The following is an 11,817-nucleotide window of genomic DNA, read 5'->3' as shown; positions in this document are numbered from 1 at the left end:
CGGGTAACATCTCCTGGTGTCACTGTGCGCGCAACCACTTCCTGCACCAGATCGCTGATAATCTTCTGATCGATCAAGCTGAAATAATCGACTTCCAAAAGATCCCGAAAATCCCGCTTTTCCAGATCCTGCTCGATGTTCAGTATCCCGGCGCATTCATCAGCAAGATTTTCAAAAGCCGCCTCATGTCTGCAGCTATCCTTCCAGCGCCGCAAAAATACCAGTGCCTCGGAAGACAAACGAACATCCCCGCCGGTTTCCATGGCATAACAGGATTTGAACAGCTCGATGACAAAATCCTTGATGCCAGGAGCATCCGAGTGATAACCGTACTGGCGCTCCATCTGCTGCCACAAATAGCTGTCCAGGCCGCAGCGCACGAGAATGCGCCATCGACCATCTTCTTCCTCGGACAGCTCCTCCAGCAGACTTTCCAGCACCGCATCCAGGCGTGGCTCCGACTGGGCACAGACCGACAGCATCTTCATTCTGACTCTGCCAGGGGTATCATCGGATTCCAGGCGTCGTTTCAAAGCCTCCCTTCTCTTGGCAGCCTTGAAGAATTCAACATGGTCTTCAACCACTTCCGCGAAAGCCATGCCCAGTTCCAGTTCACCGAGCCACAGGGCCACCTGGTCAGTGCGGAACTCACCATTCGCCAACTGCACATCCAGCAGCCAGTTGTCCAGATCATCAGGTTGAGGACCCGCCCGATAAAGCAGGAATTTTTGTTTGGGTTGCTCACGGAGCATGCGGTACTTCAACGCCATTTCATTATTGGCAATCTGGACCTTTTCTATTTCCGGCAATTCCAGTGCGTCGAAGTCGCCTTGCAACTCCTGCTTGGCGTCGTACCAAAAGATAATGCGATGGCGCTCGAAGAGTTTGGTCAGGGCTTTGCTGATTCGGTTATTCATCCTGAAAACCCCTTTGAACCGCGAAAAGCGCTAAAAGCGCGAAAAGGAAACTGCCTTTTTAGCAACGCCTTTTCCATACATTCTTGATAAACCACCTCAAGAAATCCGCAACCCATTTCCCGATAGACATCAAAAACGGCTCCCTGAATGACATAACACTCATCTTTGAACAAAAGTGTTTTTTTCGCGTTTTTCGCGTCTTTCGCGGTTAAATCTATGTGGTTCATTCTTTTATTTCCATAGTCACCACTCGGTATTTCTGAAAACGACTATTGGGCTTGTCAGGGATAGTCATTTCAATCAGTCCGGCTTGCAGCGCAGGTTGCAAATAGCGTTCACGGAAGGATTTGCGGTCAGACAGCCCCAAAGCCGTCATCAATTCACTGCGGGTCATTTCGCCTTGCAATACGCCCAGCAAGGCCTCGACTTGGGGGGTGTGTTGAGGGTTGTCTTGGGGGGTAGTATCCAGCGTTGCCTTGATGGTTCGCAGCATGAAACTGAGAAAAGGCGCCGAATCACCCGCCTGAGTGCTCTGATTGAGGGCGTCATAGTAATCCTGCTGATGAGCGAATATCATGCTCTCGATGGGCAGATGCTCGAACACCGGGCTCCATTGATACAGCAACAAGGATTGCCAGAAACGCCCCATTCGGCCATTACCATCATCAAAAGGATGGATGAACTCGAACTCGTAATGGAAAATAGAGCTGGCAACAAGGGGATGAAAATCGGTTTGTTGCAACCACTGGAACAAATTGGTCATCAACTCGGGCACGCGGTTTGCCGGTGGCGCCATGTGTACGACTTCGTTTTGTCCCATTACACCAACACCCCGCTGGCGGTAGGATCCGGCTGACTCCAGCAAGCCTTTCATGAGCAGGGCATGCGCTGCCAGCAGATCCCTTTCCTGCAGTGGATTCCATTCTGGTAACTTGTCATACACCGCCAGGGCATTTTGCACTTCCCGAATCTCACGCGGCGGGGCAGCCACCCGTTTTCCTTCGAGTATGGCGGTAATCTGCTGTTCATCCAGGGTATTGCCCTCGATAGCCAGGGAGCCTTGAATGGTACGAACACGATTGACCCGGCGTAACCGCAAAGTCATGCCCGTGGCCTGCATTCGCCCGACGGCCTCGGCGATAGAAGCGACCAGCGAGAGCATTTCGGGGGTGATACTGCATGGAGGGATGTAATGCTTCACAGAAAATGCCCCTGCCGATGTACTGCCATCCCTTTCATTTGGCGCTCAACTCCACCACTTTCTTCAGCGCATTACCTAATTTGTTGTAATTCTCCTTTACGCCATTATCAATGTTGATTTCGACCTGTTCAGTTGCGCGTGGATGGAGGATGTTGCGTTTATATCCCTCCATCTCATAGACCATATTATTCAACTTATCGTTATCTTTTAGGAGTTTGGTTTTTTCTCCTTGTGAGCGGGCGTTGTTCATAAACATTTTACCGTTTAGTGATCTTGTAGCCGACATAAACGACATAAAGCTCTGTGTTGTCTGTCACAGGCCAGGAGAAATGAATACGAATCTGTGGTGTTTTCACTTTTCCATGCATCGGACAGAACAATGTTTCACCTGCATTGTCAGGATGCTTAAAGGTCAATTCTCTCTTGAATTCTCTTTTTTCACCATCTGAGGAATCAGAAAACCATGCTTTATCACCAGTAAAGTATTTCTGATAAATCAGGTTTCCCTCCGGTGTTCTAGTTCCCCCATGAAAGCAGGTTTTTAATCTATCCAGTATATCCAGTCTTTCAATGATTCGTTGGGCGGCTCCCGGCACAAATGGATGACCAGAAAGGGGGGAAAACGCATCCTCTGCGAACCGAATGTTAATGAAACGAGCGCGACAGGTCGCCTCTAGCTGTACCCACGACTCCAATGGAGCTTGTTCATTACGCAATACTTCTTCGATAGTTCCTGCATCAAGGTGGTTAATAACCCCCACTTGTTTATCTACATCACCATTATCCCTCCACCAAACAGAAAGAGGTGATTCCTCCCAATCTGAAGGGATCATGCTAACCAACTGACACATACCGGCATGAAAGCAACGATAGGCTGCTTCACCTACGGCGCTATCTGTAACGATTTCGTCATTACATTCAAAATAATCATCAGATCCGTGTTCCTGATAATCTTCCCAATAGGGGCCGTTTCTAGTCAGCCATTGCATCAAGGCACTTTGCTCCGGTCGAGGAAAATGCTGTATGGCCTGGGGCATTATCATCGCGTTAGTAACTTGTGCATGAGCCATATTTTTATGGCAATACAATTCATGACCAAACTTTCGACAAAGATTTCGCATCCCCATAAGCCGGATGATAGCTTCACGAAATGATTCAATATCTGTAAATTGCCCCTGAATGGATAAATCGTTTACCAACAACTCCATGTTATTCATCCCACCCCGCAAAATGATTCATATCCTTATCATACTGATCAAAAAACCCTTCTGGCCATATATCAACATTACCGGTTTCATCAAGTTGTGGGGAAATGACTTGAGACTGATTGTCTTTTCGAGGTCTGAAAAAATGTAACGTGGCTTGATCAGGCTTCAATATTTTCGATCTGACAGCGCGTCGAATACCATTGAGAATATGATCGCTATGTGTCTCAATTATCACCTGCACACCCGCACTGGCCACATCGGCCAAAAACTGGCCCATCAATGCCTGCCCTGCAGGATGAAGATGAACTTCCGGATTTTCTATCAATAAAATATCATGCGAATTAGCTGATAATGCCGCCACAACAATAGGAAGAACCTGCGTAAGACCAAATCCGACATTAACCGGGCGATGAAAATCTGTATCTTCGGATGTACGCAACCCTAGTGTGACCGCATTCATGCGAGGTACTTTCTCTACAGCCAGACCACACCCAGGAAAGAAAGTCTGCATCCTTGCTTCTACTTGCCGCAAACGTGTTGCAGGCACATCGTCAATTTCCAAACCTTTGAGAACTTTTTCATCGCGGCCCGAATGCAGTATACTGATTGCATATTCACCTGCTGGCCCGACAACACTTGCATTTTGCCTGTCTTCCAGGGGATAAAACTCACGCGGTCCGATCCGCTCAGCTGTTATATAGGTAAGCCCGCGTATTCGATTAGCCAGGTTTACAGCAGTATTGTTACTATCATCAGGAAACATAAACTGAAGCTTTTTTGGATTAGTCGTAACGGAACCACTGATATCGATACTATCAATAGTCAGGGACATATCGGATCTGTCCCCTGAAAACTCCCATGAATAGGCGTCACTACCCTCCCTCAGCCCTATCTCAAAAGCATGACGGCCATGAACCTTATCGACCACATCTGCTACCGTACCAAGTTTCAGCGTATTACCATTTAGCATTAACCGGGTCGACCACTCATGCTCTCTCATCGTTTGATGCAGTAACACCATCGCCTGAAGAATTGATGATTTACCCGATGCATTTGCGCCTGATAGTAAAGTAAGATTCGTCAATGGTAGTTTGAGCAGCTCAAAACATTTGAAGTGCTTCAGATTAACCTGCGTAATCATCAAACACCTCCTGCAGCATTTCATTGGTTTTGGCAAATCGTGTCACTACTCGATTGACCTGGTTGGTTCCCAATGTAATCGACGCTGAGAACTCATCATCATCAAGAAGTTCATAGAAAGCGTCTTTAAGTCGTTCAACTCGCGCCTCAACCAAATGTTCCGGATAACGAGATAAACCAGTAGACATTACATCCCACAATGAAGCGTTAATAACGCTACGCCTACTTGTATCTCTAGAATGTTTTCTAAAGGCATATTTTCCAAATACGGTCATGTTATTTTTTAGCGAGGTTCTAAACTCAGATGATAGTTTTTCCAATTTACTCGCTTCCAATTCATTCATGTGTTCCAATGCTCTTGCCAAATAATCATCCATATCACCTTTATAACCATCCAGCCCCAGAAGTTGAAATGCGCAGAATCGATTAATAAATTCCCTGTCTCTCATCTTGTTAGGATCAAGGCTGCCACCAGTTACTTTCTTGAATAAATCAGTACTCGCTTCTCTTTTAAGAAACTTGGTAGCCTGTCCAGAAAACAGACAATTCCGCATCTGCTGACGTGTTAAAGGTATACCGCTATTCACCCGCTCAAAAATATCCAATAGCGCCTGCACCGGTACTTTCGCATCAATGACGTACAGAATTAAATTGCAATCCTCAATTCGGTTTTGAAGCTTGGGTGAGAGATCATCAAATTTCTTATTATGCAGTTCTTTCTGATGGGGAAGTTTTAATGCAAATTCATTGTTCACATACCGCTGAAAGGTAGAAAGACGCTGTAATCCATCTACTACCACCATTTCACCCTCTTGATTCTCAGCCAGATAAAAAACAGGCAGTGGAATGCGCATCAATACAGACTCGATCAATTTTCCCTGCTTATCCTCCTTCCAGATAAAATCTCTCTGAAAGTCTGGGTCCATAATAAAGGTGCCTTTCTCAATACGCCGCAGTACATCATGTACAGTACGGTTTTCATTTCGAATCAATAAGGTATCTATAGGATAATCGCCGAGAGATGAATCCTCATCTCTATCCAGTCCCTCGACCTCTTCTTCGATCACTTGTGTTTGAGTATAATTCATATTTATAGATCTCCTACTTCTTCACAGTAAGGCCGGGGATTTTTTTCAAGGCCGTTCCAAACTTGTTGTAATTTACTTTCACGCCATCATCAAGGTCGATTTCCACTTGCTGGGTGGCCAGTGGGTAGAGTACATCTCTTTCGTAGTCCTCTAGTTCGAGAATGATTTTTTTCAGTTTTTCGATCGCTTTCAGTGCCCGGGTCTTTTCGCCCTTGCTGGCGCTGGCACTGATGCTGACGGCTTCCAGGTGATCCTTGCGGGAGGCGAGCTTGGCGCGGAATTCGCGCAGGTAATCATTGAGTACCACACTAACGGTATCCGGGCGATAGCGGTGCATGTAGATCAGGGCATTGAAGCTGCCTTTGGGGCTGGAAAGCAGCCAGTAGATCGGACGCTTTTTATAGCGTTTCACATGATCCGCATAGAAATCCTTGAGGAAGTACTTGCGGATGTTCTTGCCAATGGCCTGCTCGATAAATTCAAGGTTTTCCTCGTAATGCTCTTCACCAAATGTCACTCGCAGGAACTTGTAGAAACGCTCGGTAATATCATCGGTGAACCAGTTACCGTCGAGCATCGGAATCACATTGTCATCATCCGCTGGAAAAGATCTGGAAAAGATATGGAACCGCGAAAGGCGCTAAAATCGCTAAAAGTGTTTCCTTCTTTCGCGCTGTTCGCGCTTTTAGCGGTTAATAGTTTCTTGTAATAGTCATCAATGGTCTCGCCCTGGTTGGCGAGGATCAGCCCCGGTTTTTCCAGTGCGTAGCGACCAAACATGCAACCCACGGCATAGGAGATAAACTCCTTCATGGTGTCGGCCAGCAACAGTGCTTCCAGTTCATCCTCACTCTTGTCGCCGTTGTAGCGGTAGTGCGGGTTGCAGATCAGGGTGATTTCGTTGAGTGGCACCTCGGGCGTCAGCTCATCCTCCAGGCCATAGGCTTTGATGAAGATATGGTTGTTCTCTTCCTCCAATCGCTGCATCTTTAGCGTCACCTCCCTCCAGTGAGCGCGGAGTTTTTGGTAGGTGGCATTTAGAGATGGCTGGAGGTAGCCAGAGTTTAGTAGCGGTAGGCTGGTGAAATCCCAGGAGGTCTCAAATGAATCCCAGTCTCGTGTGCCTATCTCCACCAATTGCTCAGTAAGCAGCGGCTGGTTCCTCGGTATAGATTTCAGTGGAATAGGTATAGTTCTTACATCAAACAAGTTAATAGACATTGTTGGATTCGCTATCTCAAGAGCAATAGAAGCCAACTTAGAATTTAGAATTCCAAGCAATTCGAAATTGTTTGTCTTGCCAGAGGGAAAGACTGCCAAACCTTTCGTGTCAAATGTGGTATCTTGGGGGAGAAAGCGAAAACCCGATTTCATTGTGGATATAGGCGACCAAGTCACTCCGCTTCGGTACCAGTAATCTTCAGGTATGATCCTTCCTGACGAATGCTTTCTATAGAAGGATCTGGCATCTTCTGACCAATTAACAACATGCTCAAGGTTACCAGCCCATTTCCGGAAAGCACCACCTTTTGAATACAGGAGCCATTTACATTCCCTTCCCCGATCATTAGATGCCACCTCCCAAATAAATCTGAGGAACCGCTCATTGTCAGACGTTATATTTTTTCCTTCCACTTCAATCAAAGTTGAGATGCTGTCTGATTCAAAAGTGCCCAGTACACCTTCCGAAACCCAATAGGCCAAAGATGCACTTGGAAGGCGCTGGAATTGTTCTGGGCTATGTGTGAAAACCCGGTTGCACCACGTGTCTTGTAAGGCCTCTATAAAGAGACGGGCTTTCTCTAATTCAGAGTCACCATCTATGAGTCTGATAAATATCGACCTAGTATTTGTTGGGTAGCCTTTTCCAAGCACAAACGCAGTTGTTGAGACCACCTCTCCACCAATAGTATCGAAAGCCCTTACGCCCAAATGCGCCACGCTTATTGGCGGCGCTGCAGTTAGCATTGATCGTCTCATGGACTCAAATGTTGGCAAGAACATCCAACTCTGCATCGTGATCATCGATACCGCCCCATACTTCTGAGCAAGTTCAAGATTACGTTCAATGAACATGGCAAATAGATCTGACTTACTGTTGCGATAATTGTCCTTTGCCCACGCGGCCAGCCGCACATTCATCCCCTTGCCACCCATATACGGCGGATTGGCAATCACTACATGGTATTTCGAGCTCAGGTAATCGGCCTGCCGCAGGGCTTGCAGTACCTTTTTATGTGTTTCGCTAAGGAATAACTGTCCAGAAACATCTTTGGCATCCAGAACTCGGACTATTTCTTCTACATCGGTGAGATCCGGGCGGATGAGTGAGCCGAAGTTGTCGGCCTCTTCAAACTGGTGCAGGGTAGTTTGCAATGGTGCAGTAAACAGATCGCGCCCGATAAAGTCCATATACTCCTTCAGCTCATCCTCACCGAACTTGATATTCTCCAGTACGCAAATATTGGGCTGCACCTGCTTACGGAAAAACCGACGCTGTTTGGCGCGGGCCTTCATGGTCAGGGCAAAGGCTGCCAACTCCCCGGCACGTTCATCGATCTCGATGCCGTAGAGGTTATTTGTGAGGATCTTCTCTGGAATCTCGGCAGGCTCGTAGCCTTCCTCTTCGTAGATGGCGTAGAGCAGGTCAAAGGCATAGGTCAGCATGTGGCCGGAACCGCAGGCCGGGTCGCATATCTTGATCTCTTCCGGAGAATTCACCACTAAAAAATCTTCGGAACCGCGAAAAGCGCTAACATCGCTAAAATTATTTTTTTCTTTTACTTTCGTGTTTTTCGCGTCTTTCGCGGTTAATTGATTTTCAGGTTTGATGTAGTAGTCCATCTGCTCAACCAGACGTGAATCAGGGCGGTTGAGCATCCACAGGCGTCCGAGAGAATTTTCCACCAGGTAACGCACAATCCAGTGCGGGGTGAAGAGCTGGGTAGCGGCGGGGATGTTTTCCGGCGTGATCTTCTTGTTCTTCTTCAGCCCCTCGAAGACCTCATCTTTCTTCTCGGAAATGTAGAACTGGTAGAGCCAGCCGATTACTTCCACGCCGCCTGCGGCGGCTGAGCTATCAGTCTTCAGCCCACAGCCATCAGTCAGTTCGTTGGTTTGCCTTTCCTGATTACTGATTACTGACATCTGATTACTGACAACTGACAACTGATTACTGCCTGCTCCGCAGGCATCCGGCGTCATCGCTTCGCGTGTAAGGCTAAGAATGGAATTACCCGAGAGCAGGTCGTCGGGCATCAGCAATTCGGTGAAATCGGCAATGCGCTCAAACATGAATGGCATCGAACCATGCCAGTAATTGCAGATCGCCACGACCAGCAGCCGGTACGCCTCGGCCTGTGGATCCTGGCTGGGGGTTTTGCCATCAAGCAGGGCGAAGATCTGTTGTCTGACCGACTCGTCCACCATGCCTTCATCAATATGCCCCATCTTGGCTTCAGCCAGAATCTCCGGCTGGAACTGCCCCTTTGCGGGCGATACCACGCCGATGCGGGTATAGCGGTTCACGTCCATGAAACGCAGGGCGCAAAAGCGGTTGAACCAGATATAGGCTACCTTTTCGATCACCTGCTCCTCACCGTGAGACTGGATCTGTTCTTCCAGCTTTTTCACCGCCTGTGGATGCTCGCGCCGTTCGGGGCTTTCCTGGCTCAGTACGAGATCCAGCTTGTTGGACACCTGCTCAATCAGATTGCGGCGGGCGTATTGGGCGAATTTTTTGAGTTTGGCGGTATCCATGAATTTATGTTTTTCCCTTATTTTCCTTTTTTAAAGTCAATTTGCTCGTTACATATCGACGGGACAAATTGACGAGTCGCATATTTATTTGTGTAAGCTTTTGACGCACATCATCCCATTCTGTTGACAGTGATACTTTCTCAACATATATTCCGTTTTCCTCACGAATTGCATATAGTCCAATGGGATTTGGCCGTTTTCTTGCATACAAACCAATATATGTATCAATATTTTCTCGAGAATCCGTTAAGGCATTTAACACTCTATGCCTCAATGACGAATGAACATCGCTGATCGCTTCGATATATACTCTTACCGCTTTTTTCAGGTCTACTCTTTCCGGCATTTCTTCTAATACGCTCGTCTTGAATTTTAGGTTTTGAGAAAGGTCTGCCTTTTCTGAAGCCAACTCAACGTCAAATGCCAAGCCTGATCCCTGCGCACGTTCTCCATTATCCCAGAATCGATTAATTTCCATGTAATGTACTGGGAACTCTCTATGCTGCACATGATTCCTCAGGGATTCCATAAACCTATATTCGAATAGCTCATCATATTTATCAGATAATGCTTTCTTTACGAAATCGTTTTCTTTTATTTCGTGAGGTACGATGCTTCTAATATCTCTGCTTACTTGGTCAATATATGATCTTGCTGCTGTCATTATGTTGACCAACCGCCTATTGAGATCCATTTTGATTTTCGAGAATGCATCTGTGTTCAAGTTATTTCTGATCATGCATTCCGCAGAATAGATCAACATCTCCTTTTCAAACTCAAGATAATTGGACACCAGAACCTCATATTTTTCTTCCATGGAAAGCCCTGCGTTCAATATTGCCTTTGAACTTTTTATTCCCTCAAATGCCTCATGAGAGATTTCCAGCTCCGGATGGGGTCCTAGTGCATATATTCTTAGCAAATAGCGAATATCTACCTGCTCCTGCATCATTGATCTCCCACCGGAATGGCCATTCATATCTGTACTTTCTTTCCATCTTCAATCTGCCGAATCAGGACACTGCGCAGATGGTCTAAGTAATCGTCCACATCATCGACTCTTTCAAGCCACACCTTGTCAAAGTCGATAGAAAGAGACTTCAAAGACACGAAAATCGTTTGCTCTTCATCTTCCTTAGCTGCATCACGGATACCCCCCGGCTTCTTTGGTTCTATCCATTGGCTTATTTTCAACAGCAGTTGCGGATATTTGGCATTTTCAAAACGATCTAGTTCATCCCGTATAACAGCGATCAACTGCTGATCATCCAATTTGCGCTGCTCTTGAGTAAAATCACTTCTGATTTCTGACTGCTGCTCGCTCGTCAACTGTTGGAATTCTTCCACCTGTTCCAGACGATTGAGCAATTTGGCAAGCTTTTTCTTAGCTGATTCTTTTTCCTGATCCAACTGTTCGACCACATTTTTCTTCAGCTTTTCATACAATGTTTTCAGATTCTGGATTGCATTGCCCCTGAAGCACTTTGGATCATTCAAGATGCCTTGTATCTGATCCACTTCTTTGCCTTCGATATAGACAAGATTAGGCTGCTGTTCCTTTAGATAGCGCTTTGCCTCCTTGTAGATTTGGGCTCTGCTGCCTCCCATGAACTTCTGGACAGGCCCGATGAGGTCGTCCTTGAGATCCAGCAGTTCATCTTCCTGTTTTCCCAGTTCGGTGAGGAACCAGGTGTAAGGCTTGCCCGCTATCTCCTTGAAGTTGTCCAGTTCGGGGCGAAGGACGTTGAGGAACGGATAATCGTCTGCTTGGGTCAACAGACGTTCGAGGCTGTTCACCAGCTCGGCAAAGGCTTCTGCCGTCTCCTTGCCCAACGCCTTGGCTTCCGTGCTCTTTGGGGGCGCGTCGAAAAAGTCTTCAAAAAACTCCCGCAGGTTGCGCACCTGGGATGCGGTGAACTCCACCTGGGGTTCCAGCACCACATTGCCGTGTCCCCGGCTGTTCAGTAGTGCATCGCGCAACGGGTCTTCTTCAAGGATATCGCTATCGCTGCGCAATTCCAGCTTCCCGCGGGCGCTGAGCATGGCGACCGTGCACAAAATGGCGGCGTAGTACCAGCCATAGGGTTTGCGCTCAAAATGCTCCAGCGTGGATTTCAGGGTAGTCCGAACGCCACCCCGCTGGTTGCTGTGAACAAATGCCAGCACTTCCTGCTCTTGCTCGGAAAGGTTGTCTCCCAGGTCAAGCCCGCTGCCTTCAAGATACCGGGACACGTCGCTTTCCTTGTACTCGATCCCCCGGAGCATGGAGAGATTGGGATAGGTACGCTCGATCAGCTCGTAGAAGCCCTTGGTGATGCGGGATTGAGGGTCTTCTCCGCCGACATCCACATCGGCTCCTGCCACGATCAACCGGGCCTGGCCGAGCAATGTCTTTACGCTTTGCTGGATATCGGCATAACGCTCCTGGTTGCGCACACCTTTGTCAGACAGTATGCGCCGGATGGCATCCTGCTGGGTGGTGGAGATATTCTGGCGGATGTACT

At 47.4% G+C, this 11,817-nt stretch carries 11 protein-coding genes; all 11 read right to left on the bottom strand.

Annotated features, from left to right (window positions below; translation table 11 throughout):
- Positions 1-917, bottom strand: a 917-nt coding sequence (gene pglZ / locus ACOCD2_RS04880; RefSeq protein ID WP_419625627.1) for a BREX-1 system phosphatase PglZ type A, incomplete at its 3' end; no start/stop codon positions are given.
- On the bottom strand, positions 914-1,144 hold the full coding sequence (locus tag ACOCD2_RS04875) for a GxxExxY protein (protein ID WP_419589458.1): 231 nt from the start codon (positions 1,142-1,144) through the stop codon (positions 914-916). The genes ACOCD2_RS04875 and pglZ, both read right to left, overlap by 4 nt.
- Positions 1,141-2,118 carry a Fic family protein gene (locus tag ACOCD2_RS04870; protein WP_419589459.1) on the bottom strand — a complete coding sequence of 326 codons (978 nt, stop codon included), beginning with the start codon at positions 2,116-2,118 and terminating at the stop codon, positions 1,141-1,143. The genes ACOCD2_RS04875 and ACOCD2_RS04870 overlap by 4 nt, the downstream gene beginning before the upstream one ends.
- 34 nt (positions 2,119-2,152) lie before the next feature.
- Complete coding sequence (locus ACOCD2_RS04865; protein WP_419589460.1) at positions 2,153-2,368, bottom strand: hypothetical protein; 216 nt, start codon at positions 2,366-2,368, stop codon at positions 2,153-2,155.
- Positions 2,369-2,375: 7 nt separating this feature from the next.
- A complete protein-coding gene (locus tag ACOCD2_RS04860) occupies positions 2,376-3,326 on the bottom strand; it encodes a hypothetical protein (RefSeq protein WP_419625626.1) in 951 nt (316 codons plus the stop codon).
- A 1-nt stretch (position 3,327) separates the two neighbouring features.
- The gene (locus tag ACOCD2_RS04855; RefSeq protein ID WP_419589462.1) at positions 3,328-4,467 is read right to left on the bottom strand and encodes an AAA family ATPase; all 1,140 of its coding nucleotides are present in this window, start codon (positions 4,465-4,467) and stop codon (positions 3,328-3,330) included.
- Complete coding sequence (locus ACOCD2_RS04850) at positions 4,451-5,533, bottom strand: DUF262 domain-containing protein (RefSeq protein ID WP_419589463.1); 1,083 nt, start codon at positions 5,531-5,533, stop codon at positions 4,451-4,453. The genes ACOCD2_RS04855 and ACOCD2_RS04850 overlap by 17 nt, the downstream gene beginning before the upstream one ends.
- A gap of 34 nt (positions 5,534-5,567) precedes the next feature.
- Positions 5,568-6,131: a hypothetical protein gene (locus ACOCD2_RS04845; RefSeq protein ID WP_419625625.1), complete on the bottom strand. Its 564-nt coding sequence runs from the start codon at positions 6,129-6,131 to the stop codon at positions 5,568-5,570.
- Between the two features lie 5 nt (positions 6,132-6,136).
- On the bottom strand, positions 6,137-9,313 hold the full coding sequence (gene pglX / locus ACOCD2_RS04840; RefSeq protein WP_419625624.1) for a BREX-1 system adenine-specific DNA-methyltransferase PglX: 3,177 nt from the start codon (positions 9,311-9,313) through the stop codon (positions 6,137-6,139).
- 4 nt (positions 9,314-9,317) lie between these two features.
- Positions 9,318-10,292 carry a hypothetical protein gene (locus ACOCD2_RS04835; protein WP_419589465.1) on the bottom strand — a complete coding sequence of 325 codons (975 nt, stop codon included), beginning with the start codon at positions 10,290-10,292 and terminating at the stop codon, positions 9,318-9,320.
- Positions 10,289-11,817, bottom strand: a 1,529-nt coding sequence (locus ACOCD2_RS04830) for a hypothetical protein (RefSeq protein ID WP_419625622.1), incomplete at its 5' end; no start/stop codon positions are given. The genes ACOCD2_RS04835 and ACOCD2_RS04830, both read right to left, overlap by 4 nt.

Source organism: Thiolapillus sp., assembly GCF_048562965.1.
Lineage (GTDB): Bacteria > Pseudomonadota > Gammaproteobacteria > Chromatiales > Chromatiaceae > Thiolapillus > Thiolapillus brandeum_A.
This window is presented reverse-complemented; position numbering and strand designations above follow the sequence as displayed.

Coding starts and splice junctions, on each gene's coding strand:
- ACOCD2_RS04845 (WP_419625625.1), bottom strand. CDS start 6,131: ATGCTCGACGGTAACTGGTTCACCGATGATATTACCGAGCGTTTCTAC.
- ACOCD2_RS04875 (WP_419589458.1), bottom strand. CDS start 1,144: ATGAACCACATAGATTTAACCGCGAAAGACGCGAAAAACGCGAAAAAA.
- ACOCD2_RS04835 (WP_419589465.1), bottom strand. CDS start 10,292: ATGAATGGCCATTCCGGTGGGAGATCAATGATGCAGGAGCAGGTAGAT.
- ACOCD2_RS04865 (WP_419589460.1), bottom strand. CDS start 2,368: ATGAACAACGCCCGCTCACAAGGAGAAAAAACCAAACTCCTAAAAGAT.
- pglX (WP_419625624.1), bottom strand. CDS start 9,313: ATGGATACCGCCAAACTCAAAAAATTCGCCCAATACGCCCGCCGCAAT.
- ACOCD2_RS04855 (WP_419589462.1), bottom strand. CDS start 4,467: ATGATTACGCAGGTTAATCTGAAGCACTTCAAATGTTTTGAGCTGCTC.
- ACOCD2_RS04860 (WP_419625626.1), bottom strand. CDS start 3,326: ATGGAGTTGTTGGTAAACGATTTATCCATTCAGGGGCAATTTACAGAT.